Annotated in this window: 25 protein-coding genes; 20 read left to right on the top strand and 5 right to left on the bottom strand. The window is 72.8% G+C overall.

Going from position 1 to position 23959, the window contains the following annotated elements; genetic code table 11:
• Positions 1–31: 31 nt before the first annotated feature.
• Positions 32–577 (bottom strand): hypothetical protein, encoded by a 546-nt coding sequence (locus ACU616_RS23485; protein WP_446760819.1) that lies wholly within the window; start codon positions 575–577, stop codon positions 32–34.
• 1 nt (position 578) lies between these two features.
• Positions 579–1274, bottom strand: a complete 696-nt coding sequence (locus tag ACU616_RS23480) for a dioxygenase family protein (RefSeq protein WP_446760818.1) — start codon at positions 1272–1274, stop codon at positions 579–581.
• A gap of 648 nt (positions 1275–1922) precedes the next feature.
• Between ACU616_RS23480 and ccrA the strand changes: the two genes are divergently transcribed.
• The 9 genes from ccrA (at position 1923) to ACU616_RS23435 (ending at position 10113) form a co-directional block, all read left to right on the top strand.
• A complete protein-coding gene (gene ccrA, locus ACU616_RS23475; protein ID WP_446760817.1) occupies positions 1923–3254 on the top strand; it encodes a crotonyl-CoA carboxylase/reductase in 1332 nt (443 codons plus the stop codon).
• Complete coding sequence (locus ACU616_RS23470; RefSeq protein WP_446760816.1) at positions 3251–4432, top strand: helix-turn-helix domain-containing protein; 1182 nt, start codon at positions 3251–3253, stop codon at positions 4430–4432. Before ccrA ends, ACU616_RS23470 begins: the two co-directional genes overlap by 4 nt.
• Before the next feature lie 1059 nt (positions 4433–5491).
• Entirely contained in the window at positions 5492–6271 is a 780-nt protein-coding gene (locus ACU616_RS23465) for a GtrA family protein (RefSeq protein WP_446760815.1), read from the top strand.
• Positions 6268–6642: a DoxX family protein gene (locus ACU616_RS23460; protein ID WP_446760799.1), complete on the top strand. Its 375-nt coding sequence runs from the start codon at positions 6268–6270 to the stop codon at positions 6640–6642. Before ACU616_RS23465 ends, ACU616_RS23460 begins: the two co-directional genes overlap by 4 nt.
• Positions 6643–6784: 142 nt before the next feature.
• Complete coding sequence (locus ACU616_RS23455) at positions 6785–7735, top strand: NADP-dependent oxidoreductase (protein WP_446760798.1); 951 nt, start codon at positions 6785–6787, stop codon at positions 7733–7735.
• Between the two features lie 118 nt (positions 7736–7853).
• Positions 7854–8246: a nuclear transport factor 2 family protein gene (locus ACU616_RS23450; protein ID WP_446760814.1), complete on the top strand. Its 393-nt coding sequence runs from the start codon at positions 7854–7856 to the stop codon at positions 8244–8246.
• Between the two features lie 165 nt (positions 8247–8411).
• Positions 8412–9290, top strand: a complete 879-nt coding sequence (locus tag ACU616_RS23445) for a DODA-type extradiol aromatic ring-opening family dioxygenase (protein ID WP_446760813.1) — start codon at positions 8412–8414, stop codon at positions 9288–9290.
• A gap of 199 nt (positions 9291–9489) precedes the next feature.
• Positions 9490–9639, top strand: coding sequence for a DUF2218 domain-containing protein (locus ACU616_RS23440; RefSeq protein ID WP_446761520.1), 150 nt, complete (start codon positions 9490–9492; stop codon positions 9637–9639).
• 93 nt (positions 9640–9732) lie between these two features.
• Complete coding sequence (locus ACU616_RS23435; RefSeq protein ID WP_446760812.1) at positions 9733–10113, top strand: VOC family protein; 381 nt, start codon at positions 9733–9735, stop codon at positions 10111–10113.
• A gap of 68 nt (positions 10114–10181) precedes the next feature.
• Here the strand turns inward: ACU616_RS23435 and ACU616_RS23430 are convergent, their stop codons facing one another.
• Entirely contained in the window at positions 10182–12023 is a 1842-nt protein-coding gene (locus tag ACU616_RS23430; protein ID WP_446760811.1) for a glycoside hydrolase family 15 protein, read from the bottom strand.
• 204 nt (positions 12024–12227) lie between these two features.
• On the opposite strand from ACU616_RS23430, the gene ACU616_RS23425 reads away from it, so the two are divergent.
• Entirely contained in the window at positions 12228–13130 is a 903-nt protein-coding gene (locus ACU616_RS23425) for a dioxygenase family protein (protein ID WP_446760797.1), read from the top strand.
• Between the two features lie 84 nt (positions 13131–13214).
• Entirely contained in the window at positions 13215–14078 is an 864-nt protein-coding gene (locus ACU616_RS23420) for an SDR family oxidoreductase (RefSeq protein WP_446760810.1), read from the top strand.
• A 150-nt stretch (positions 14079–14228) separates the two neighbouring features.
• On the opposite strand, the gene ACU616_RS23415 is transcribed toward ACU616_RS23420, so the two are convergent.
• The gene (locus tag ACU616_RS23415) at positions 14229–14624 is read right to left on the bottom strand and encodes a nuclear transport factor 2 family protein (RefSeq protein ID WP_446760809.1); all 396 of its coding nucleotides are present in this window, start codon (positions 14622–14624) and stop codon (positions 14229–14231) included.
• Here ACU616_RS23415 and ACU616_RS23410 point away from each other — a divergent pair.
• From ACU616_RS23410 to ACU616_RS23375, 8 genes are all read left to right on the top strand, one after another.
• Positions 14593–16077, top strand: coding sequence for a sensor histidine kinase (locus tag ACU616_RS23410; RefSeq protein WP_446760808.1), 1485 nt, complete (start codon positions 14593–14595; stop codon positions 16075–16077). The two genes, ACU616_RS23415 and ACU616_RS23410, sit on opposite strands and share 32 nt — an antisense overlap.
• Positions 16074–16757: a response regulator gene (locus ACU616_RS23405; protein WP_446760807.1), complete on the top strand. Its 684-nt coding sequence runs from the start codon at positions 16074–16076 to the stop codon at positions 16755–16757. The genes ACU616_RS23410 and ACU616_RS23405 overlap by 4 nt, the downstream gene beginning before the upstream one ends.
• Before the next feature lie 131 nt (positions 16758–16888).
• Positions 16889–17830 carry an ABC transporter ATP-binding protein gene (locus ACU616_RS23400; protein ID WP_446760806.1) on the top strand — a complete coding sequence of 314 codons (942 nt, stop codon included), beginning with the start codon at positions 16889–16891 and terminating at the stop codon, positions 17828–17830.
• 59 nt (positions 17831–17889) lie between these two features.
• Positions 17890–18756 carry an ABC transporter permease subunit gene (locus ACU616_RS23395; protein ID WP_446760805.1) on the top strand — a complete coding sequence of 289 codons (867 nt, stop codon included), beginning with the start codon at positions 17890–17892 and terminating at the stop codon, positions 18754–18756.
• 243 nt (positions 18757–18999) lie between these two features.
• Positions 19000–19431 (top strand): DUF6069 family protein, encoded by a 432-nt coding sequence (locus ACU616_RS23390; protein ID WP_446760804.1) that lies wholly within the window; start codon positions 19000–19002, stop codon positions 19429–19431.
• Between the two features lie 698 nt (positions 19432–20129).
• A complete protein-coding gene (locus ACU616_RS23385) occupies positions 20130–21233 on the top strand; it encodes a diacylglycerol/lipid kinase family protein (RefSeq protein WP_446760803.1) in 1104 nt (367 codons plus the stop codon).
• Between the two features lie 334 nt (positions 21234–21567).
• Positions 21568–22143, top strand: coding sequence for a DoxX family protein (locus tag ACU616_RS23380; RefSeq protein ID WP_446760802.1), 576 nt, complete (start codon positions 21568–21570; stop codon positions 22141–22143).
• A gap of 64 nt (positions 22144–22207) precedes the next feature.
• Positions 22208–22747 carry a hypothetical protein gene (locus ACU616_RS23375; protein WP_446760801.1) on the top strand — a complete coding sequence of 180 codons (540 nt, stop codon included), beginning with the start codon at positions 22208–22210 and terminating at the stop codon, positions 22745–22747.
• 91 nt (positions 22748–22838) lie between these two features.
• Here the strand turns inward: ACU616_RS23375 and ACU616_RS23370 are convergent, their stop codons facing one another.
• Positions 22839–23342 carry a MarR family winged helix-turn-helix transcriptional regulator gene (locus tag ACU616_RS23370; protein ID WP_446760800.1) on the bottom strand — a complete coding sequence of 168 codons (504 nt, stop codon included), beginning with the start codon at positions 23340–23342 and terminating at the stop codon, positions 22839–22841.
• Positions 23343–23457: 115 nt separating this feature from the next.
• Here ACU616_RS23370 and ACU616_RS23365 point away from each other — a divergent pair, with 115 nt between their 5' ends.
• Positions 23458–23832 carry a DoxX family protein gene (locus ACU616_RS23365; protein WP_446760799.1) on the top strand — a complete coding sequence of 125 codons (375 nt, stop codon included), beginning with the start codon at positions 23458–23460 and terminating at the stop codon, positions 23830–23832.
• Positions 23833–23959: the final 127 nt, after the last annotated feature.

Here is a 23959-nt window from a genome sequence, read left to right as displayed (position 1 = left end):
GTCCGTGCCGGTCGCCACGGATGCCCGCGGCTCACTCCTCGTCGTCGAGCAGACCGGGCCAGCCGAGGAAGGTGGTCTCGGAGTCGCCGGCGAGGTGGATGTCGAACTCGTAACCGACGTCCGTGCGGCGGGCGAGCATCGTGGCCCGCTGCTCCGGCGTGAGTTGCTGCAGCAGCTCGTCGGTGTCGTTGTCCTCGTCCGGGAAGTAGAGGCAGGTCACGGCCGGACGGATCATGAAGTTGCCGCTCATGATCAGCAGCATCAGGTGCGGTGACCGACCGGGCGTCGCCTGCGGCTTCACGGTGGTGATCTCGTACGCGCCGTCCAGGCCCGTGAAGTACCGCGTCCAACCCTCCGGCTGGCTGGTCTCGACCATCGTCATGATGACCGGCTCGCCCTGCGCGTTGAGCACGCGTCCGCTGACGGTGATGGGGACCTGGTGACCCGCGGGCTGCAGGGTCGGGCGCACGTGCATGCCGAGCGTGAAGTACGGGCCGAGGATGGTGCGCGGGGTGGGGACCAGTTGGTCGGGCGAGGCGGTCGCGGCGCCGTCGCGGTCGTCTGCCGTCGTGGTCACCTCAGTGCTCCGCGGGGGTGGCGTGCACGCCGCCGAGGACGATGTCAAACCGGTAGCCGACCGTGATCCCCGGGATGGCGGCCTCCCAGTCGAGCTTGGCGACGAGCCGTTCGCGCGCCTTGGCGTCGGGGATGGTGCTGACGACCGGGTCGCGGGAGAGGAGGGGGTCGCCGGGGAACTGCATCTGCGTGACGTAGCGCTCGGTCAGGCCGCGGCCGGTGAGGCCGAAGTGGATGTGCTGCGCGCGCCACGCCTCCGGGTCCCGCCACCAGGGGTAGGCGCCCGGCTTGATGGTCTTGAAGGTGTACTCGCCGTGGGCGTTGGTGAGCGTGCGGCCGGCCCCCGTGAAGTGGGGGTCGTGCGGCTTGGGGGTGGGGTCGTGGTCGTGCACGTACTTGCCTGCGGCGTTGGCCTGCCAGATCTCGACGAGCATGTCGCGCACCGGACGTCCCCAGCTGTCGGTGACCCGGCCGTGCACGGTGATGTGCTCACCCATCGGCACGCCGTCGTGCTGGGACAGCAGGTCGTTGTCGGTCGGACCGGGCGTCCCGTATCCGTAGACCGGCGCCGAGGAGTCGATGAGCCGGGACGGGACGATGACCAGCGGCTTGCTGGGCGCCCAGATCTTGGTGTCGAACTTCGGCGTCGAGAACCCCTCCGGCAGTTGGACCCACCAGGGCTCGGTGTACGCACGCATTCGGGTTCCTCCCTGCTCCGCCACGTCGCTGACGGAAGGTCGCCCACGATGAAGACCGGCGACCGAGTATGGGGAGCGCCGCTGTGCTGTGTCAAAAAGTTGGTTGGCAGAAGTGTGCGGAGACGCGGACGCTGCTGACGACCGACAGCGCGGCCGGCCGGCCGCGCTGTCGGCTCGTGTGCCCGCAGGGCCACGGGCGGCTCGGCGTCACCCGCGCAGGATCGTCGCGGTGCCGTTGACATCAGCCAACCATTTGGTTATGCATGTGTCGGGCAGCGAGGCTCCGCTCACGAACGGAGATCCTCGGTCGTCCGGACACGACCTGTCCGGCCGAGACGTTCTCCGTGTCCGCACCTCAGCTGTCGCGGTCACCGGGCTACGACCGAACTCCCGAGCGGAGGTCGTCGGGATGCACCCACCCGTCCTGATGCGTTGCCGGGCCACCTGGCCACCCCGGGTGTCCGGGTCGCAGGACCTGGCCGTCGCACCGGTGCCCGTGTCCTCCTCCGCCGCCTCGATCCAGGCGACGCCGCACGGTCAGCCACCCCGGGAGGGGTCCTCCGGTCCCCGCGCGCTGGTCCCTGCCCCCAGCCATCGCTCGCGTACCGGTCCCACGCCAGACACGTCATCGCCGACGGGAGAACAACCGTGAAAGAGATCAGGGACGCCATCCTCACCGACCAGCTGGCCGACATCGGCGGCCTGCCGGTGCCGGAGTCCTACCGGGCCGTGCTGGTCCGCAAGGACGAGCAGGACATGTTCGCCGGCCTGCCGACCAAGGACAAGGACCCGCGCACGTCGCTGCACGTGGAGGAGGTGCCCACCCCCGAGCTGGGCCCGGGGGAGGCGATCGTGGCCGTGATGGCCTCCTCGGTGAACTACAACACCGTCTGGACGTCGATCTTCGAGCCGGTGAGCACCTTCGGGTTCCTGGAGCGCTACGGCCGGCAGAACGCCCTCACCCGCCGGCACGACCTCCCCTACCACGTGGTGGGCTCCGACCTGGCCGGTGTGGTGCTGCGGGTGGGTCCGGGGGTGAACCGGTGGTCTCCCGGTGATGAGGTGGTGGCGCACTGCCTGTCGGTGGAGCTGGAGGACCCCGCCGGCCACGACGACACGATGCTCGACCCGCAGCAGCGGATCTGGGGCTTCGAGACCAACTTCGGTGGCCTGGCCGAGCTCGCGCTGGTCAAGTCCAACCAGCTGATGCCCAAGCCCGCCCACCTGACCTGGGAGGAGGCCGCCGCACCCGGGCTGGTGAACTCCACCGCCTACCGGCAGCTGGTCTCCCGCAACGGGGCGGCGATGAAGCAGGGCGACGTGGTGCTCATCTGGGGCGCCTCGGGCGGGTTGGGCTCCTACGCCACGCAGATGGCGCTGGGCGGCGGCGCCATCCCCGTCTGCGTCGTCTCCAGCCCCGAGAAGGCCGACATCGTCCGGTCGATGGGCGCGGAGCTGGTCATCGACCGCACGGCCGAGGGCTACCGGTTCTGGCGTGATGAGGAGACCCAGGACCCCAAGGAGTGGCAGCGCTTCGGCAAGCGGATCCGGGAGCTGACCGGCGGCGACGACGTCGACATCGTCTTCGAGCACCCCGGCCGGGAGACCTTCGGCGCCAGCGTCTACGTGGCCAAGAAGGGCGGCACGATCGTCACCTGCGCCTCCACCAGCGGCTACATGCACTCCTACGACAACCGCTACCTGTGGATGAACCTCAAGCGGATCGTGGGGTCGCACTTCGCCAACTACAAGGAGGCGTGGGAGGCCAACCGGCTCATCGACAAGGGCCTGATCCACCCGACGCTGTCGAAGGTGTACGCGATGGAGGAGGTCGGGCAGGCCGCCTGGGACGTGAAGAACAACGCCCACCAGGGCAAGGTCGGCGTGCTGACCCTGGCCCCCCAGGAGGGCCTGGGCGTCAAGGACACCGAGAAGCGCGAGCAGCACCTAACCGCGATCAACCGCTTCCGCAACCGATGACCGCGCCGCCGGCGCAGGCGCTCGGACACCGCCTCTCCGCGTGGCGCGGCGGGCAGCGCATGTCCCTCAGCGCGGCGGCCCGGCGCCTCGGCGTCCACCCGACCACGTTCCAGCGGTGGGAGGAGGGTCGGCGTCCGTACCCCCGCCACCTGGAGGCCATCGCCGACGCCCTGGGCGCCGACCTCGCCACGGTGACCGCCCTGGCCGGTCCGGCTCCGCGGCGGCCGCGTCGACCGGCGCCCGCGGATGCGCCGGTCCTCGTCAGGGCACGGCTGGAGGCCGGCCTCGATCGCGTGGAGCTCGGGCGGGCGCTGCACGTCGGTCCGGCGACCGTCTACCAGTGGGAGCGGGGCACCACCCGTCCTCCCGAGGACCTGCTCCCGTGCCTGGCGAGACAGCTCGGACTCGACCGCGAGGAGCTCGACCTCGCCCTGGCCGGCCATCCGCCGTGCCGGTACGACGGCGAGGTGCTGCCGGGCCTCGGGGCGGTCCTCCGGGAGCGCGGATGGACGCGCGCGCAGGTCCGGGACCTCCTGGAGGTCGCGTCGTCGACCGTGTTCGCGTGGGAGACGGGGCGGACGAGGGTGCCCTCCTGGGCCCTGCGGCGGTTGGCGACCGCATGCGGCACGGAGGTCGAGGAGCTGACCGCATGCGGGCGGCGCCGGTTCGGCCGTCCGGCGTCGGGGCTGGCAGCCCTGCGCCGCCGGATCCGGATGACCCAGAGGGAGGCCGCCGCCGTCCTGGGCGTGAGTGTCTCGAGTCTGGGCCGCTACGAGACCGGACGGCGTCCCGTCACCCTGCCGTTGGCCCGCGCCATGGCGCGGGTCTACCGGGTCCCGCTCGCTCGGGTGCTCGCGGCGGCCGGGCTGGCGCCACCCCTGCTGCTGACGCAGCAGTGGACGGAGGCGCAACTGCCGGCCGTCCTGGCCGACCTCCGCCAGGCCGCCGGCGCGTCGATGAGTGAGGTGGCACGGCACACCGGCGTCAGCCACCCGACGGTGCGCCGGTGGGAGACGGGCGAGTCGCTGCCGAGCGCCGGGGCCCTGGCCACGCTGGAGCTGCAGTACCGGCTCGGCCGCGGGCGATTGACGGCCCTCGCGAGATCCGGGCAGGAGAGAGCCGGCAGCCGATCGCGGAGCCGGCTCAGCAGCGCCGCGGGGTCGGCTTCGCCCGCATAGCTGCGGGCGTGCCCGCCATGACAGACGCCGGTTCCGCCCACGGGTCGACGCCGACGGTCCGTACCGGCCGGCGTCGTGCGGCCGACCGGCTGCGGGGTCGGCGTGGCGCGCATCGCTTCCTGGATGACCGAACACGTCGATCCGACTCGGGTGACTTGCGCCATCGAGTTCCTGCCCGAGAGCTCGCGTTCCTGCTGTCAGATGCCGCCGCCTTCGTCACGGGAGCGCAGTACACCGTCGACGGCGGCTGCACCGCGCAGTAGCAGCCGGACCACACCGCCGGCACCGCCCCCACCGAGGGGCGTGCAGGCGGGCGGTGGGGGAGGGTCGCGTCACTCGAGGCAGACGCGAGTGCATCCGCGCGGCGCCGCCAGGGGCGGCGGAGCGCATCAGGTCCCACGGTCAGTTCCCGGGTGAACTCGCTTGGGGTGCGCGAGGGGCTGGCTGCATCTGCGGACGGCCACGGCGCAGCCGTCCCGGCGGCTTCCGCGGTGCCTGCACCCGGCGCCACGGGTGCAGGTGGCTCCGGCGTGGCCGACGCCCCGAGCGGGGCGGTAGCGGCGACCTCGTCCCAGCCGGCGTCGGTGAGGACGGCGAGGGTGGCGCGGCCGTCCTCCGGGTCCGGCCGGCGGGTGACCCGGCCGCGCCTGCCCAGCCGGTCGACGGTCCGGGAGAGCCGGGTCGGCGAGCCGTCGGCCAGTGCGGCGACCTCGCTCATCCGCCGGGTCCGCTGCGGGGACATCGACAGCATCGCCGTCACCTGGTGCTCGAGGTGGCTGATCCCTGCGTCGCGCTGCAGCTGGGCCTCGACCGCGTCGAGGAGCCGGGTGACCGTCGCGATGACCGCCGGCCAGGTCTGCTGCTCCTCCGCGGTGAGCCACCGCGGCTCCTCGACCGCATCCACAGCGCTCCTCCTCAGGCCGTAGGGCTCACAGGCCACGAGTTCAGTTGACGTGACAAGCAATCCCGGCTAGCGTTAGTTGTATCGTCAAGTAAATACGCAACGGGGCGGACCGTGATCCGCTTCGTCCTCCCACCCCCCACAGAGGTGCACAGAAGATGATCGCCCGGCTGCTGAACCGGCTCCGCCGGGATGACGGGCGGGCGCAGTTCGTCCGCTTCGTGGCCGTCGGCGCGGTCGCCAATCTCCTGTACGGGGCGCTGTTCGTCCTGCTGGCCGATCTCGGCAGTCAGCCCGCGAATCTCGCCGGCTCGATCGCCTCCTCCGCACTGGCCAACGAACTCCACCGCCGGCTCACCTTCCACGCCGGTGGCCGGGTGTCCTGGCTGCGGGCGCAGTGGGAGGGTGGCGGGCTGGCGCTCGCGGGAATGGTGGCGACCACTGCGGCCCTGGGGTGGTTCGACGCACTGGTGCCGGGCAGCGGTGCGGGAGCCCAGCTGGTCGTGGTCGCCGTCGTCACGGGAGCGGTCGGGTTGATCCGCTTCGCCGTCCTGCGCTGGATGTTCGGCGGCGCAGCCGCGCAGACGGGCCCGTCGCCTCACGACCCGTCCGCGGTCGCCGTCGGGGCGCCGGCAGGGCGCGACACCACCGCCTCGTCGCAGTTCCCGCACGCCGGTGCCCCAGCCGCGCTCACCCAGCCGGTCGACGGTGCGGGCAGCCGGGTGCGGGAGTCGTCGGTCGGCGTGGCGGTCTCGCTCGTCCGCCCGGCCGGCTCTCCTTGCGCGGTCGGCCGCCGACGCTCCTCGAACGCTCCGCCGCGCTCGCCGTCACGTCCTCCGCGCGAGGGCAACCCGACGCGGAGGTACTTGACGCAGCAAGCAATACCCTCCTACAGTCACTTGCGTCGTCAAGTAAAGCATGCGAGGAGCGGAACGTGAACGTCGTCTTGTGGATCGTGGCCGGGGTGCTGGCCGTCGCCTTCCTGGCGTCTGGGCTGATGAAGCTCACCCAGCCGCGGAAGAAGATCATCGACTCGGGCATGGGCTGGGCGGGGGACTTCAGCGACGGCGCGGTGAAGGGCATCGGCGCGCTGGAGGTGCTCGGGGCGCTGGGGCTGATCCTGCCCGCGGTGTTCGACGTCGCCACGATCCTGGTGCCGCTCGCGGCCACCGGCCTGGCGCTGGTGATGCTGGGCGCCGCGGTGACCCACGCCCGCCGCCGCGAGAACCAGATGATCGTGGCCAACGTCGTGCTGTTCGCCCTCGCCGTCTTCGTGGCCTGGGGCCGGTTCGGTCCCTACGCCTTCTGAGTTCCCGGCGGCCCGCCCACCCCGGGGGAGCCGCCGACCACCCCCTGCGTTTCGGCCGCCGTGGCCGCAGTGCCATCTCGTCCCCACCACCGTCCCCGTCACCGTCCCCGTCACCGCCCCCTCACCTCCAGGAGTTCCTGTCATGCGCGCACTGCACGTCCCCGCCGCCGGTGAGCAGCCCCAGCTCGGTGAGCTGCCCACTCCCCAGCCCGCCGAGGGCACGGTGCTGATCCGGGTGAAGGCCGCCGGTCTCAACCCCATCGACAACGCCGTCGCCGCCGGTTTCCTCACCCAGATGGGCCTGCCGCACGAGTACCCGGTGGTCATCGGCCGTGACGCCGCCGGCGTCGTGGAGGCCGTCGGCGCCGGGGTCGAGCACGTCGCCGTCGGTGACGAGGTGCTCGGCCACGTGCTGCTCGCGCCGCCGATCTCGGCCGGCACGCTGGCTGAGTACGCGGTCCTGCCGGCCGCGACGGTCACGCCCAAGCCCGCCGGGCTGGACTTCACCACCGCCGCGGCGATCCCGCTGGCCGGCGCGGCCGCGGTGCAGTCCATCGAGGCGATCGACCCGCAGCCCGGGCAGACGGTGCTGGTCAACGGCGCCTCCGGCGGTGTGGGTTCCTTCGCCGTGCAGCTGCTGGCCGCCCGCGGGGTCACCGTGGTGGCCACCGGCAGGCCCGCCGACACCGAGCGGCTGACCGCCCTGGGCGCCTCCCGGGTGATCGACCACACCGCCGGCCCGGTGGCCGAGCAGGTCCGCGCCGCCTATCCCGACGGCGTCGACGCCCTGGTCAGCCTGCACGGCATGGACCCCTCGGGCACTCCGATCGCGGCCGTGCGTGCCGGCGGCAAGGTCGCCGGTGTGGCGGCGGTGCCCGACGAGGCCACGCTGTCCGCCGCCGGGCTCACCGGCACCTCGGTGATGGCCACCCCCCTCAAGGAGGTCGTCGGCCCGCTGGCCGAGCAGGCCGCGGCCGGGGACCTGAAGGTCGCCGTCTCCGACGTGCTCTCCCTGCAGCAGGCCACCGAGGGCCTCGGCCGGCTGGCCACCGGCGGCGCCGGCGGCAAGCTCGTCGTCACCGTCGACAACTGAACACCCTCCCCGCCCGGGCGGGGTCGACGCGCCACGCCCCGACCCCGCCCGGCGGCGGCCCACACCGCCTCCGGCCGACCAACCCTCGGCCGGGCGCACGACCCCGAGAGGTCCGCAGATGAACACCGACCAGCAGGAGGCCGACGCCAAGCGCGTCGTTCTCGACTTCTTCGACCTCGCCTTCGTCAGGCGTGAACCCGCGCGAGCTGCCGAGCGCTTCCTCGGAGCCGCGTACACGCAGCACAATCCCACGGCCCCGGACGGCCCGGCCGCCTTCCCCGACCTCATCGGCGGCCTGTTCGCACAGGCGCCGGATGCGTCGTTCCACCTCAAGCGGGCCATCGCCGAGGACGACCTGGTGGTCCTGCACTACAACCTGAAGTTCTTCTCGGATGACCTGGGGCAGGCCGTCGTCGACATCTTCCGCGTCCAGGACGGGCGGATCGTCGGACACTGGGACGTGATGCAGCCGGTCCCCGCCGAATCGGCCAACAGCAACGGGATGTTCTGACCCCCGTGTAGCCGGCGCGTCCGACGACGCAGGGCGGGGAACGCTTGTCGTTACAAGTAAGTTGCACAGTCTGCGCGTCCAGCGACGAGCACCTGACCGGCGACCGGTCCGACAGCCACACCCGGGACCAGCCGCCCACCCACTGCGAGGGAGCAGAGCACCGCGATGAACCAGCAGCTGCACGACATCCTCAACCCGGCCACCCCCGCCGGCGCCTACGACGAGCTGCTCGCGCGGGTGCTGCCGCAGGCGCGCGCCCAGCGGGCCTGGACACCCGACGACGGACCGCTGCCGGCGCTGTTCGTCAGCCACGGCGCCCCGCCCACCCTCGACGACCCGGAGTGGCTGGACTCGCTCTTCACCTGGTCGCAGAGCATGCTCAAGCCCCGGGCCATCGTCGTGGTCTCCGCGCACTGGGAGAACTCGCCGCTCGCCATCTCGGGCGCCGCCGCGGGGACGCCGCTGTACTACGACTTCGGCGGCTTCCACCCGCGCTACTACACGTTGCAGTACGCCACTCCGGACGCCACCGGGCTGGCCCACCGCATCGCGGCGACCCTGAGCGACACCACCCCGCTGCACCACCACGTCGACCGGGGCCTGGACCACGGCGCCTTCATCCCGCTGATGGCCATGTACCCGGCCGCCGACGTGCCGGTCGTGCAGGTGAGCATGCCGGGCCTGGACCCCGCGGCCCTGCTGGCCCTGGGGGAGCGCCTGCGCTCCCTGCGCGAGGAGGGCATCCTCGTCATGGGCTCCGGTTACATGACCCACAGCTTCGCCGTCTTCCGCCGGCCGGAACTGGCCGGCCACACCGAGGCCTTCGACGAGTGGGCCACCGACGCCCTCGCGCGCAACGACGTCGACGCCCTGATCGACTACCGCACCAAGGGCCCGGGCGCCGACATCGCCCACCCGACCGCCGACCACTTCGTCCCCCTGCTGCTCACCCTCGGGGCGGGCACCACGCCCGGGCGGTCGGTGACGACCGCCTTCGACGGCATGCGGCACGGCAACTCGATCCGCTCCGTCCAGGCGGCCTGACCGGACCCCCGGCCGCCCGACCCCGACCGGGAGGCACCGTGACCACCCTGTCCTCCCACGCCGACGTGTGCACCGACCCCCCGCCCGCTACGCCGAGCAGCCGGTCCCACACCTGGACCGCAAGGCCTCGTCCACCGAGGACACCGACGGCGCCTGAGCCGCGCCTGGCCGACGACCGTCGGGAACGCCCGCGGGCCGGATCGTCGTCGGCGACGACGTGCTCACGCCGCGCGCAGAGGCGCCCGACGTCGAGACCCTGAGCCGCATCGAGCACGCGCTCGGCAACCACCTCGAGCGCTCCGGCGCGCGGGCCGGCCTGACGGTCGCCTGGCGACGCGACGCCGGCTGACAGGAACTGCCAGGTCAGGGGGCAGAGAGCCAGGCGCGCCCGCGGGTCGCGTCCGGACGTACCGCACCACCCACACCGAGAAGAGGACAACCCATGAACGTCCAGGCCATCACCTGGCACGCCATCACCGTCGAGCCCGAGCAGCTCGAGGCGCAGAAGAAGTTCGTCACCGAGACCCTCGGCCTGACCCTGGCCATGGAGATGTACGGCGTCTTCGTCTATGCGCTGCCGGACGGGGGCATGCTGGAGCTCTACACGCCGCAGACCGCACCGGACTTCGGCTACAACGGCGCCATCGCCTTCGGTTTCCGGGTCGACGACGTCGAGGCGGCCAGCGCCGAGATCGCCGCAGCGGGCGGGGAACTGCTCGGCGAGATCAACCGGGTCCCCGACGCGGACTACGCCTACCGGCACTTCCGCGGTCCGGACGGCCGCGTCTACGGCCTCAACGAGAGCAAGCCGCAGCCCCGCTGACGCTGGGCCCTGCCGTCCGCCCCACCCGCGGCGGACGGCAGGGCCGGCGGGCCGCTCGGGAGGTGCCCTCAGCCCAGGGCCCGGTCGAGGTTCACGGCGGCGCTGATGAGCGCCAGGTGGGTGAACGCCTGGGGGAAGTTGCCCTGCTGCTCCCCGGCGCGACCGATCTGCTCGGCGTAGAGGCCCAGGTGGTTGGCGTACGTCAACATCTTCTCGAACGCCATCCGGGCGTCGTCGAGCCGTCCCGCGCGGGTCAGTGCCTCGACGTACCAGAAGGAGCAGATGGAGAAGGTGCCCTCCTCGCCGCTCAGGCCGTCCGGGCTGGCCTCGGGGTCGTACCGGTAGACCAGGGAGTCGGACACCAGCTCCGCGCCGAGCGCGTCCAGGGTGGCGAGCCACTTGGGATCGGTCGGTGCGATGAACTTCGCCAGCGGCATCATCAGGACGGCGGCGTCCAGGACGTCGTCATCCTCCTGCTGCACGAACGCCCCACGTCGCACCGACCAGCCCCGCTGCATGATCCGCCGGTAGATGTCGTCGCGGGTCCGCTCCCACCTGGCCCGGTCGGCGGGCAGGCCGCGACGGTTCGCCATGCGGATCGCCCGCTCGACGGCCACCCAGCACATCAGCCGCGAGTACAGGAACTTCTTGCGCCCGCCGCGGGTCTCCCAGATGCCCTCGTCGGGCTGGTCCCAGTGGTCGCAGACCCAGTCGACGAGGCTGCAAAGGCCCTCCCACGCATCACTGGAGATGGGCTCCGCCCACTTGTCGTACAGGTACACGGAGTCGATCAGCTCGCCGTAGATGTCCAGTTGGAGCTGCTCGGCCGCGCCGTTGCCGATCCGGACGGGGAACGCGCCCTCGTACCCCTCGAGGTGCGGGAGCTCCTCCTCGGTCAGGTCGGTGCGGCCGTCGATGCCGTACATGATCTGCAGCGGCCCAGAGGGGTGGTCGCCTGCCGGTGATACGTGCTGCGCGAGGAAGTCCATGAACGCGGCTGCCTCGCTGGTGAAGCCCAGCCGCAGGAGGGCGTAGACGCAGAAGGCGGCGTCGCGGATCCACACGAAGCGGTAGTCCCAGTTCCGCTCGCCACCGGGTTGTTCGGGCAGGCTGGTCGTGGGCGCGGCCACGATCGCGCCCGTCGGTGCGTAGGTCAGCAGCTTCAGCGTCAGCGCCGAGCGGTGGACCATCTCGCGCCAGCGGCCGCGGTAGCGCGACGCCGACAGCCAGCGCCGCCAGTACGTGACCGTGGCGTCGAAGAGCTCCTCCGCCTCGGTGCCGGAGCAACCGGGCGGCGCGGCATCCCCGTCGACGCGGTCCAGGGCGAACACCGCCGAGTCGCCCTCCACCAGGGTGAACTCCGCCTCGACATCGCGCCCGTCGCAGCGGAGGGGAACCGTGGCGGTCAGTGACAGCGACAGCTCCGTCGAGCCGAAGAGGACGCCACCGTCGCGCTCGTCGACGGTGTGCGTCCGGCGGCCGTAGTCGAAGCGGGGGGACACCCGCGCGCGGAACGTCATGGTCCCGCGGACGCAGAGCACCCGCCGGACCAACCGGTGGTCAGCCGTCTCCGTGGCCGTGCCGACGGGCATGAAGTCCTGGACCTCTCCGACGGCGTCGCCGGTGTAGAAGCGGGTCAGGAGGACGTTGGTGTCCGGGACGTAGAACTGCCGGGTGTGCGCGGGCGAGGTGGCGGCCAGCTCGAAGGAGCCTCCGCGGTCGGCGTCGAGGATGGCCCCGAACACGCTCGGCGAGTCGAAGGACGGGCAGCAGTACCAGTCGATGGTGCCGTTGGTGCCGACCAGCGCCACGGTGTGCAGGTCGCCGATCAGTCCGTGCTCGGCGATGGGGAGGTACCGCGGCTGGGGGCCGGGCTCCGCTCGATCACCCTCCGCCGGGTCGCTGGTCACGGGTGCCCTCCTCGGCGGTCGGGCCGGTGCGGTCGGCGAGCTGACCTGAGGCGAGCACTATCGCAGGGTCGTGGCCGACCGGCCCGGTGACAGCCTCGGCGTCGAGCCGGAGTGCGCACGCTCACATCCCCAGGGAAATACTTGCCCCAGCAAGTGATGTTGGGCAGAGTGTCAGTTGCTTCGACAACCAACGGGGAGTTCGCGATGACCGTGCTCGGTCCTGCTACGACCGCTGCTGCGGATGCCCGCATCCCGGCCGACCACCTCTTCGCCCAGCACCTGCGCCGGGTGGCGGCGTCTGAGCCGCACCGGGTGTGGACGCCGGCGGACGGCGCGCTGCCCAGCCTCTACCTGTCCCACGGTGGTGGGCCGATGCCGTTCTGGCGTCAGGACTGGGTGGACCCGCTGTACGGGTGGGCGCGGTCCCTGCCCAGGCCCACGGCGATCCTGGTGGTCTCGGCGCACTGGGAGTCCGCGCCGCTGTCGGTCAGCGCGACCCGGCCGGCCGAGCTGGTCTATGACTTCGGTGGCTTCGACCCGCTGTACTACACGTTCCGCTACGACACCCCCGACGCCGGTGAGCTCGCCCGCGACGTGGTCGGCCTGCTGCCCGACACCGAGCACGTGCACCAGCACGCCAGCCGCGGCCTGGACCACGGCTCCTGGGTGCCGTTGAAGATCATGTACCCGGAGGCCGACGTCCCGGTGCTGCAGCTGTCGCTGCCCACCGAGGACCCCGACCGGCTGCTGGCGCTCGGTGCGCGGCTGCGGCCGCTGCGCGAGCAGGGCGTGCTGGTCATCGGCTCGGGCCACATGACCCACGGCCTGCCGTTCCTCACCCGCGAGATGCTCACCGAGGACAAGGTGCCCGGCTGGTCGTCGGACTTCGACGGCTGGGCGGCCGACGCACTCGCCCGCGGCGACGTCGCCGAGCTGGCCCGCTACCGCTCGGTGGCGCCGGGCCTGCCCTACGCCCACCCCACCGTGGAGCACTTCACGCCGCTGTTCGTCGCCCTGGGGGCGGCCACCGACCCCACCGCGCCGGTGGTCACCGCCTTCGACGGCTACAGCTTCGGCCTCTCCAAGCGGTCCTTCCAGGCCGCCTGACCGGCCGGCCCATCGCACCCCAGCCGTACGGCACCACCCACCTCCTCGACCTCCTGTCGAGGTGCAACGAAGGGAACCACCCGCATGTCCATCGTCGTCACCGGTGCCACCGGCCAGCTCGGCCGCCTGGCCGTGGAAGCCCTCCTGAAGCGCGGCGTGCCCGCCGAGCAGATCGTCGCCACCGGCCGCCGCGTCGAGACCCTCTCCGACCTGCAGGAGCGCGGCGTCATCGTCCGTCGCGCCGACTACACCGACCCCGAGTCCCTGCGTGCCGCGTTCGCCGGCGCGGAGAAGGTGCTGCTGGTGTCCAGCAGCGAGGTGGGCCAGCGACTGGTGCAGCACGGCAACGTCATCGCCGCGGCGAAGGACGCCGGCGTGCGCCTGATCGCCTACACCAGCATCCCCAAGGCCGACACCTCGACGCTGCTCCTGGCCGCCGAGCACCAGGCCACCGAGCAGCTCCTCGCCGAGTCCGGCGTGCCGTACGTGGTGCTGCGCAACGGCTGGTACACCGAGAACTACACCGGCCAGCTCGCCACCTACCTGCAGCACGGCATCGTCGGCTCGGCCGGCACCGGCCGGGTGAGCGCCGCGACCCGGGCCGACTTCGCCGAGGCGGCCGCCACCGTCGTGGCCGGGGACGGGCACGAGGGCAGGGTCTACGAGCTCGGCGGCGAGGCGTTCACCATGGCCGAGCTCGCCGCGACCGTCTCCTCGGTCACCGGGCAGGACGTCACCTACACCGATGTGCCCGTCGAGCAGTACACCCAGATCCTGGTCGGCGCGGGCCTGCCCGAGCCGGTCGCAGCGGTCTTCGCCGACGGTGACCGCGGAGTGGCCGACGGCGAGCTCTTCGTCCCGACCGACGACCTCGTCGCGCTCATCGGCCGTGCGCCGACACCGCTGACGGAGGCCGTCTCCGCGGCTGCCGCCGGCTCACAGGCCTGATCCGACGCGTGCCGGGCTCCCGGCCCCTCGGGTCCTGACACCGGGCGGTGACGACGGGCTCCTCACCTCCTCGGGAGGCGAGGAGCCCGTGGCCTCGACCGGCTGCGGGCGGGACGGCCCGGAGCGTCGCTGGAGCGGTGGCCGGAACCCTCAGAACATCGTGTTCTCGTTGGCTGCCTCGGCGGGGACCTCCTGCAGCACGTCCCAGTGCTCGACGACCCGTCCGCCCTCGACGCGGAAGATGTCGACGACCGCCCGCCCGAGGTCCTCCGGGGTCATCTTGAGGTGGTAGTGCAGCGCGACGAGGTCACCGTCGGCGATCACCCGCTTGATGTCGAACGTCATGTCCGGCGCCATCGCCTGGAACTGACCGATGAACTCGACGAAGAGCTCCGGGCCGTCCGGAGCCATCGGATTGTGCTGGATGTAGACCTCACCGATGTAGCGCTCGGCAGCCTCGGCGGCCTTGCGCTGCACGAAGGCGAGGTCGAAGAAGTCGAGCACGAGGCGCTTGGTGTCCTGCTCGGTCGGCACATCGGATCCCACGGAGGCTCCTCCCGTTGGCTCTCGGGACCGGGAGCGCCACCGCGGACGCTCGCGGACGGTGCCGGCGCTCGGGACGTCGGTGCGCGGACGCCGGGCACCAGGTACCCCGGGGACGCTATCGCGGCGGCTCCCGGGTCGCGGCCCGGCCGGGCTCGGACGGTGCCGGCGGCGCCGCGTGCCCGCCCGGGTCCCGAGCGGCGGGCACGTCGGGGCCGGCGGGTGCCCTAGAGTCGCCGCCGGTGGGGGACTGCGACCGGTGGGGACACCCGGGAGGACCGTGAGAGGGGCCCTGGCAGGACGACGGCGGTGGGTCGCGGCGCATCCGCGGATCGCGGACGCAGGCCTGGCGGGGCTGCTCGTCCTCGTCGTGTCCCCGGCCCTCCTGGTCCGGAACCCGGAGTTCCCCGGGACCCCGGACGGCTGGACCGCCGTCCTGTTCGCCCTCAGCGCGGCCGTCCTGGTCGTCCGGCGCGAGCAGCCGCTGCGGGTCTGGGCCATCGGATTGGTCGCCGGGGTCGCCGGTGTGCTGCAGAGCGACGGGAGCATCGCCCTGGTGGCCGCCACCTGCGTCGCGCTCTACACGATCGGCAGCCGGCTCCCGCTGCGCAGCACGATCCTCGCGAGCCTGGTCTCCGGTGTCGCCTACACGCTCGCCGCCGTGGGGGCCGAGGGGAACTGGCTCGACGACCGCGGCGTCCCAGGGCTGCAGACCTTCGCGTGGGGGGCCGCGGCTTCGGCGATCGGGGTCGCGGTGCGCAGTTCCCGGGCCGCACTGGCGGCGGCGGAGGCTCGTGCCGTGCAGGCGGAGCTCACGCGTGAGGAGGAGGCCCAGCGGCGCGTCGGGGACGAACGGCTGCGCATCGCCCGCGAGCTCCACGACGTGGTGGCCCACCACATCTCGGTCGTCAACGTGCAGGCGGGGGTGGCGCGCCACCTCCTGAACGCGGACCCGGAGCGGGCACGTGCGGCACTCGACCTGGTCCGTGACGCCAGCAAGACCGTGCTGGCGGAGATGTCCACGGTCGTGGGTCTGCTCCGCGCCGCGGGGGAGGACGCGCCGACCGAGCCGGCGCCGGGCATGGTCCGAGTGGGTGAGCTGGTGGACTCCATCCGCCAGGCCGGGCTGGACGTGACGTGGACCGTCAGGGGGGAGCTGGACGGGCTCCCGGCGATCAACGACCTGACCGCGTACCGGGTCGTCCAGGAGGCGCTGACCAACGCCCTGAAGTACGGGACGGGCGCGGCCACGATGGTCCTGGAGGACCGACCGGAGGGCGTGAGCATCGAGGTGCGCAACGCGGTGGGGACGAACGGACGGCAACCGTCCGGGAGCGGTCACGGCCTGATCGGTATGCGCGAGCGCGTCGACGCCGCCGGCGGCCGGCTGGTCACCGGATCGGCACCGGACGGCGGCTACCGGGTCTCGGCCCTCATCCCGCGGGGCCCGGCATGACGGTCCGCGTGCTCCTCGCCGACGACCAGGTGCTCATCCGGTCCGGCTTCGCGGCCCTCATCAACAGCGCCGCGGACCTCGAGGTCGTCGGCGAGGCCGGCGACGGCGCCGAGGCCGTGCGGCAGGCCGTCGCGCTGCGCCCCGACGTCGTCCTCATGGACATCCGCATGCCCGGGGTCGACGGCCTGACGGCGGCCAGGCGGATGACCGCCGCCCCCGACCTCTCCGACGTCCGCGTCATCGTGCTGACCACGTTCGAGGCCGACGAGTACGTCGTCGAGGCGCTGCGGTCCGGAGCGAGCGGGTTCCTGGGCAAGAGCGTCGAGCCGGACGACCTCCTGGACGCCATCCGGGTGGTCGCGGCCGGCGAGGCGCTGCTGTCCCCGCGGGCCACCCGCGGCCTGATCGCCCGCTTCCTGGCCCAGCCCAGCCAGGACGGGCCGGACCCCCACGACGGCACGCTCGACGTCCTGACCGACCGGGAGCGCGAGATGGTCGCGCTGGTCGCCCAGGGGTTGGGCAACGAGGACATCGCGGCGCGCCTGCACCTGTCGCCGCTGACGGTCAAGACGCACATCAACCGGGCCATGAGCAAGCTGCGGGCCAGGGACCGGGCCCAGCTGGTCGTCCTCGCCTACCAGACCGGGCTGGTCCGAGCCGGCGGAGTCGACCAGCCCTGACGGGGCGCCGGGGCCGAGCCGTACTGCATCGGCAGTAGGCGAAGGGCGCGCAAGAGCCTGCGTACGGATGACGACGCGGTCGCGCCATCCCGAGATACTTGCTGCATCAACCAAGTACGGGGGAGCGACCGATGCTCGAACTGCACCATCTCACCAAGCGCTACGGCGACGTCGTCGCCGTCGACGACCTCACCTTCGACGTCCGTCCCGGGATCGTCACCGGCTTCCTGGGGCCGAACGGGGCCGGCAAGTCCACCACGATGCGGATGATCCTCGGCCTGGACCGGCCGACCTCCGGATCGGTCACCGTCAACGGGCGCGACTACCGGACGTCGACGGCGCCGCTGCACGAGATCGGCGCGCTGCTCGACGGCAAGGCGGTCGACAAGGGGCGCTCGGCGCGCAACCACCTGCTGGCCCTGGGGGCCACGGTGGGCGTCGGAGCCCGCCGCGTGGACGAGCTGCTGGACACCGTCGGGCTGACCGAGGTCGCGCACAAGGCGGCCGGATCCTTCTCCCTGGGCATGGGTCAGCGGCTGGGCATCGCCTCGGCGCTGCTGGCCGACCCGTCCATCGTGATGCTCGACGAGCCGGTGAACGGCCTGGACCCCGACGGCATCCTGTGGGTGCGGAGCTTCCTGCGGTCCCTGGCCGCCGAGGGGCGCACGGTGTTCCTCTCCTCGCACCTGATGAGCGAGATGGAGCAGACCGCCGACCACCTGATCGTCGTCGGCAGGGGCCGGCTGATCCGGGACGTGTCGATGGCGGAGTTCATCGCCTCGGCGTGGAGCGACAAGGTCCGGGTCGTCTCCCCGGACGCCACCGCACTGGCCGGCCTGGTCGCTGCGCCCGGGGTGACCGTGACGTCGTCCTCGCCGACCGAGCTGGAAATCGAGGGCGTGCCGGCAGCCGACATCGGGAACCTCGCCGCCCGCCACGGACTGCCGCTGCACGCCCTGGTCCCGCTGCACCCCTCCCTGGAGGAGGCCTTCATGGAGCTCACCAAGGAGTCCGTGCAGTACCACGGCCGCACCGACAGCACCCTGCTCGCGACCGCGTCGGCGGTCCGATGACCGCCACCGTGCCCGATGACGTCCCACCCGCCACGACCCGCGAGAAGGCGGACCCGACGATGACCACCACGTCCCCCGACACGACCACCGCCTCGCCGGCGTCCTCGGCCCACCGGCACCGGGCGACCGCACCGCCCGCGCACCGGATCACCCTGGCGCGTGTCATCCGCGCCGAGTGGATCAAGCTCCGCACCCTGCGCTCGACCTGGGTCATGCTGGCCGCGGTACTCCTGACGGTGGTCGGGCTCGGTGCCATCGCCGCCGCGAGCACGACCGGCGCCGTCGAGGGCCCTCCCGACGGCGGCGGACCAGGCGGGGGCGATCCGCTCTCCACCGTGCTCAGCGGCTCGATGCTCGCCGTCGTCCTCGTCGGCGTCCTGGGTGTCCTGATCGGCGCCCGAGAGTACTCCTCCGGTGTCATCCGCAGCTATCTCGCTGCGGTGCCGGCGCGCCTGCCCGTGCTCTGGGCCAAGGTGATCGCGTTCCTGGCGGCCGTCCTCCCGGTCGTCCTCGCGGGCGTCCTGGTGGCCTTCACGGTGGGGATGGCCGTGCTCGACGCGGGCGGCGTCCCGACCGTCTCCTGGACCGATCCGGGGACCGCGCGGGTCGTGCTGGGCACCGCCGGGTACGTCGTGGGCATGGGTCTCATCGGCCTGGCTCTCGGGATGATCCTGCGGAGCACCGCAGGCGCCATCAGCGCCCTCCTCGCCGGCGTCCTCGTCCTGCCGACGCTCGCCGGTGCCCTGCTGCCCGACAGCTGGGACGGGATGCTGAAGTACCTGCCGTCCAACGCCGCCTCGGCGTTCACGTCCACCGTTCCGACCGACTCGCTGCTCGGCACCGGAGCGGGGGCAGCGGTGTTCGCCCTGTGGGTCGTCGTGGCTCTCGCCGGCGCCGCCGTCGCCCTGACGCGTCGCGACGCCTGACCGGTCCGCGGTCGGTGTCGCCCGTCAGCCCCGGGCGACACCGATCCGTCGACGACGGGCGAGGACAGGGCGGACGGATGGATCCGGTCACTTGACGAAGCAAGTTCCACCCTTTAGGGTTACTTGCGTCGTCAAGCAACCTGTGCGTCCCCGAAGCGCTCACCCAGGCCGCTGCCGCCCTCACGCGCCCGGTCCGACCGACCGCCCTGCACCCGTTCCGCAACCCGAATCCGGAGATCCCTCATGACCACCTCGACCCTCGACTCCCGCCGGGTGTCCTGGAAGAACACCGCCGCCGCTGCCGCCATCGGCGCGGTCGGGGCGCTGGTGATCAACAGCGTGATCGCCCTGCTCGCCAAGGCGATCTTCGACATCCCGGACGAGTTCCAGCCGCTCACCCTGCCCGTGTACGGGTTCCTGACCGTCCTCGGCGCGGTCGTCGGCGCGGTCGTCTGGCACCTGATCGCCACGCGCAGCCGCAACGCGTCCGGCGTGCTGCGTGTGCTCGTTCCCACGGTCCTCGTGCTCTCGCTCATCCCGGACGTCATGCTGCTGGTCAACCAGTCGCAGCCGGGAACCACGCCCGCCGGCGTCATCGCGCTGATGCTCATGCACGTCGGCGTCGCCGTTGCTGCCGTGCCTGCCTACCGTCGGTTCATCCCGCCGCGCTCCTGACCCACCCTGGCCCGTCGTCTCGGCGGGCCTCACCACCGGCGCCCCGGTCCCGCCTCGAGCGGGCCGGGGCGTCGGTCGTACGAGGGGGCGTCCCGGCCTCTCGACCGCCTCCTCCGGGCCGGTGGGCGAGAGGCCGGTCGGCTGGCGCAACCGGGCACCGGGTACTAGGCAGAGGAGGGACGGGGCCTCGTCGCATCGCGTCAGTGGGGCGTGCCCGGTCCGATCGGGTGCACTGATCAGTCAGGCAGGCAGGCGGAAGGGGTGTGGTCGGCGACGATGGAACCGGTCGAGCGCACGGGTGGTCCGCGGAACTGCGCACTCGTGGAAACCGCGGCCGTCCGTACCGCTGGGCACGGCAGAGGCGTGCGTCCGGGGATCACGCTCACCCTCCCGGGAGCACCGTGACACGGTGGGCGGCGGAGGCAGCCCCTCGACCTCTGGCGGCGGTCCTCCCTGACGGGCTCGGGCCCTCGTCTCCATGGTGGTTGGTCGCGGCCGTGCTGGTGGCCACCGGGAGGCGCCGGGGCCGCCGAGCGGCGGTGCGCGGCCTGGCCTCGGTGGTGGCCACGGACGCGCTGCTCCGGCGGTCCGGCTCGGGCGCCGCGCGCCGGCCGCGGCGGTCCGGTACCGCGCCACCCCTGTACTCGGGGACCGCCTCCGCTGCTCCGTCCCGGCAGGCTGCCGCGGCTGCTGCCTTCGTGGTCGGAGCCGGGACGACCGAGCCGGTGCTGGGGCTGCCCATGGCCGGCCTGGCGGTGACCCTCCTGCGGCGCCGGCTGCGCGCGGGCGACGTGGGCGACGTTCTCGCGGGTGGCGCACTGGGTGGTGCGGTCGCCGTGACCGGCAGCCGGCTCTTCCCCTCCCGGACACCCAGTCCCGTCCGCACGGTCCGACCCCGCGCGGTGCCGCAACCGCCCCGTCCGGACGGCGCGGGTGTCGTCGTCCTCGTCAACGCCCGTTCCGGCAGCGGGCGTGGCGGCCGGCTGGGCACGGCCCTGCGCGGCCAGTTGCCCGCTGCCGACATCGTGACGCTGCAGCCGGGTGCCGACGTGCCCGGCGAGTTCCGCGCAGCCGCTCGACGAGCCGAGGTGCTCGGTGTCTGCGGCGGGGACGGCACCGTGGGCGCGGCGGCGCAGGTCGCCATCGAGGCGGGGCTGCCGCTTCTGGTGTTCCCCGGCGGCACGTTCAACCACTTCGCCGCCGATCTGGGCATCGAGCGGGTGGCCGACGCGCTGTCAGCGCTGCGTCGGGGCACCGCCGTCCGGATCGACGTCGGCCTGGCTGGTGAGCGGCTGTTCCTCAACACCTCGAGCCTGGGCAGCTATCCGGCGTTCGTCGCCATCCGGGAACGCTGGGAGGGCCGGGTCGGCAAGCCCGCGGCCGCGGTCATCGCACTGTGGTCCGCCGTTCGGCAGCAACGACCGCTGCGGCTGGTGGTCGACGGGCACGAGCACGACGTGGCCATGATGTTCATCGGCAACGGCCGGTACCAGCCGCAGGGGTTCGCGCCCAGTTGGCGTCCTCGGCTCGACGACGGGCGGCTGGACCTGCGCATGGTCACCGTGGCCGGCCGCGCGCCGCTGCTGCGGCTGGCCCTGTCGATCCTCACCGGCCGACTCGGCTACAGCCGCCTCTACATCGAGGACGACCCGGTCGACGTCCACATCACCCGACCGGACGGCCCCGGCCTGCTGGCCAGTGACGGCGAGATCGCCCTCGGCCCCGCGGAGATGGACTACAAGAAGCTGGCCCGGAGCCTGGTCGTCTACCAACCGTCGGTCGGCGCACTCCTCGAGCGGTGAGCCGCCCGGCACACGGGGTCCCGGACGCCGGACAGGTGGGGGACCAGGCTGGGCCGCCGGCCCGGTTCGCCCGCTTCGTCGTGGTCGGCCGCCCCGGAGGCGGTCGCCGCCCTGTCGCGCGCGCTCGGCGGTGCGCCCGACCCGGCGCGGGAGCTGTCGCCGGCCCAGCTCGGCATGCAGGAGGCGGACATCTCGCGCATCGTGGGGCTCGCGGTCGCCAACCCCTACGCCAACCCCCCCGGCCGGTGACGGAGGAGGGCGTGACCGCACTGCTCGAGGCGGCCTGGTCCGGCAGACCGCCGGGTAACCGCACGTCGAACCCGTAGGAGGAGACATGAGCGTCGGACGTCTGGGAGCACGGCTCCTCATCGGCGGGCTGTTCATCGGCCACGGCACGCAGAAGCTGTTCGGCTGGTTCGGTGGCCCGGGGCGGGCCGGCACCGAGGGCATGATGGAGGCGCTGGAGATGCGGCCGGCGAAGGTGCACGCCACGCTGGCCGGGGTCACCGAGACCGCCGGCGGCGCGTTGCTGGCCGCCGGGCTGGCCACGCCACTGGCCGCGTCTGCGCTCACCGGGGTGATGACGACGGCCATCCGCAAGGTGCACCTGCCCAACGGTCCCTGGGCGGCCAATGGCGGGTGGGAGTACAACGCCGTCCTCATCGGTGCGGTGACGGCGCTGGCCGAGACCGGACCGGGTGAGCTCTCCCTGGACAGTGTGCTGGGCATCGAGCGAAGGGGGCCGGCCGTGGCGCTCGGCGCGCTGGCCACCGGGGTGGCCACGTCCTTCCTCACCATGGCGGTCGCGCGCCGTGGGCGCCCGGGCGTCACCTCCGGTGGTGCCGGCACGGCCGCACTGCCGGAGGACACCGCCGGGGACCCCACCACGGCGGGGACGCAGCCGTCCTGACCGTCGGGGACGTCGGTCGGCCGGATCTCGCCGGCGCGCGTCGTCGATGAGCCGGGCCGATCGGATGAGCAGGGCCTGGGTGCCGCGGCGTGCCGGTCGACGCCGTGGCGCCGGCCACCTGCCGCGCGAGAATGTCGCGAGCCGCGTCTCCGCCTACGTGTACGGCAACGTCCTGGTGATGGCGGCGTTGATCGCGCTGGACCCCGACGAGCTGCAGGGACCCACGGGCGTTCTCTACGTGCTGGGAGTGGGGGTCTCGACCTACGTCGCGCACACGATGGGTGAGGCGGTCGGGCTGCGGGTGCGCCAGGGCCGGTCGCTGGACGCGACGGCACTCCGGCACGAGATCCGGGATGCGCTGCCCATCGTGACGACCGCCGCTGCGCCCGCCGCGCTGCTGGTGCTGGCGTGGGCGGAGCTGGTCGACGCAGCCGTGGTGCTCGTCCTGGCGCTCACGCTGGTCGATCTGCGGCTGGCTCTGCTCGGGTCGGTGGTGGCGCGGATCTCGGGGGAGCGCAGTTCGGCTCGGGTGTTCCTGGGCGGCGTCGTCCTCGCAGTCGTCGCCGCGGCGGCGGCCGCGCTCAAGTGGCAGCTGACGCACTGAGCAGCGGCCCGTGACGGCGGGCCGGCGGTCACCCGGACCCGGTTCCTGACGGCATCGGTGGGCCGGGCGCCGAGCGCCGTCGCCCGGCCGGTCAGGGGCTGTCCGGGGCGGCCAGGGTCGGGCGGCAGTCGTCGGGCCGCAGGACCTGCCGGATCCGGGTGGCGATCTCGTGCAGCTGGCGGAGCTGGGTCCGGGTGAGGGGGTCGAGGACGAGGCGGCGCACCTCGGTGACGTGGCCGGGTGCGGTGGCGGTGACCTTCTGCCAGCCGGCGTCGGTGAGGACGGCGAGGGTGGCGCGGCCGTCGTCGGGGTCGGGGCGACGGGTCACCCAGCCGCGCTTCTCCAGGCGGTCGACCGTCCGGGACAGCCGGGTCAGCGACCCGTTGGCCAGGGCGGCGACCTCGCTCATCCGCCGCGTGTGCTGCGGGGACATGGAGAGCATCGCCATCACCTGGTACTCGAAGTGGCTGATGCCCGCGTCACGCTGCAGCTGCGCGTCCACGGCGTCGGGCAGCCAGGTGACCACCCCGAGCAGTTCGAGCCAGGTCTGCTGCTCCTCCGCGGTGAGCCACCGCGTCTCCTCGACCGCTTCCACAGCACTCCTCCTCGCATGGCGGCCCGTAGGACACGCCGGACGAAACACTTGACGGAACAAGCATCGAGTAGTTACGTTGCTTGCGTCGTCAAGTAAAGCATGCGAGGAGCGGAACGTGAACGTCGTCTTGTGGATCGTGGCCGGGGTGCTGGCCGTCGCCTTCCTGGCGTCTGGGCTGATGAAGCTCACCCAGCCGCGGAAGAAGATCATCGACTCGGGCATGGGCTGGGCGGGGGACTTCAGCGACGGCGCGGTGAAGGGCATCGGCGCGCTGGAGGTGCTCGGGGCGCTGGGGCTGATCCTGCCCGCGGTGTTCGACGTCGCCACGATCCTGGTGCCGCTCGCGGCCACCGGCCTGGCGCTGGTGATGCTGGGCGCCGCGGTGACCCACGCCCGCCGCCGCGAGAACCAGATGATCGTGGCCAACGTCGTGCTGTTCGCCCTCGCCGTCTTCGTGGCCTGGGGCCGGTTCGGTCCCTACGCCTTCTGAGTTCCCGGCGGCCCGCCCACCCCGGGGGAGCCGCCGACCACCCCCTGCGTTTCGGCCGCCGTGGCCGCAGTGCCATCTCGTCCCCACCACCGTCCCCGTCACCGTCCCCGTCACCGCCCCCTCACCT

The sequence above is a fragment of the Geodermatophilus sp. URMC 62 genome, assembly GCF_052931475.1.
This window is presented reverse-complemented; position numbering and strand designations above follow the sequence as displayed.

Coding starts and splice junctions, on each gene's coding strand:
- ACU616_RS23455 (WP_446760798.1), top strand. CDS start 6,785: ATGCGCGCACTGCACGTCCCCGCCGCCGGTGAGCAGCCCCAGCTCGGT.
- ACU616_RS23425 (WP_446760797.1), top strand. CDS start 12,228: ATGACCGTGCTCGGTCCTGCTACGACCGCTGCTGCGGATGCCCGCATC.
- ACU616_RS23405 (WP_446760807.1), top strand. CDS start 16,074: ATGACGGTCCGCGTGCTCCTCGCCGACGACCAGGTGCTCATCCGGTCC.
- ACU616_RS23375 (WP_446760801.1), top strand. CDS start 22,208: ATGAGCAGGGCCTGGGTGCCGCGGCGTGCCGGTCGACGCCGTGGCGCC.
- ACU616_RS23465 (WP_446760815.1), top strand. CDS start 5,492: ATGATCGCCCGGCTGCTGAACCGGCTCCGCCGGGATGACGGGCGGGCG.
- ACU616_RS23395 (WP_446760805.1), top strand. CDS start 17,890: ATGACCACCACGTCCCCCGACACGACCACCGCCTCGCCGGCGTCCTCG.
- ACU616_RS23480 (WP_446760818.1), bottom strand. CDS start 1,274: ATGCGTGCGTACACCGAGCCCTGGTGGGTCCAACTGCCGGAGGGGTTC.
- ACU616_RS23420 (WP_446760810.1), top strand. CDS start 13,215: ATGTCCATCGTCGTCACCGGTGCCACCGGCCAGCTCGGCCGCCTGGCC.
- ACU616_RS23380 (WP_446760802.1), top strand. CDS start 21,568: ATGAGCGTCGGACGTCTGGGAGCACGGCTCCTCATCGGCGGGCTGTTC.
- ACU616_RS23400 (WP_446760806.1), top strand. CDS start 16,889: ATGCTCGAACTGCACCATCTCACCAAGCGCTACGGCGACGTCGTCGCC.
- ACU616_RS23450 (WP_446760814.1), top strand. CDS start 7,854: ATGAACACCGACCAGCAGGAGGCCGACGCCAAGCGCGTCGTTCTCGAC.
- ACU616_RS23435 (WP_446760812.1), top strand. CDS start 9,733: ATGAACGTCCAGGCCATCACCTGGCACGCCATCACCGTCGAGCCCGAG.
- ACU616_RS23390 (WP_446760804.1), top strand. CDS start 19,000: ATGACCACCTCGACCCTCGACTCCCGCCGGGTGTCCTGGAAGAACACC.
- ACU616_RS23445 (WP_446760813.1), top strand. CDS start 8,412: ATGAACCAGCAGCTGCACGACATCCTCAACCCGGCCACCCCCGCCGGC.
- ACU616_RS23470 (WP_446760816.1), top strand. CDS start 3,251: ATGACCGCGCCGCCGGCGCAGGCGCTCGGACACCGCCTCTCCGCGTGG.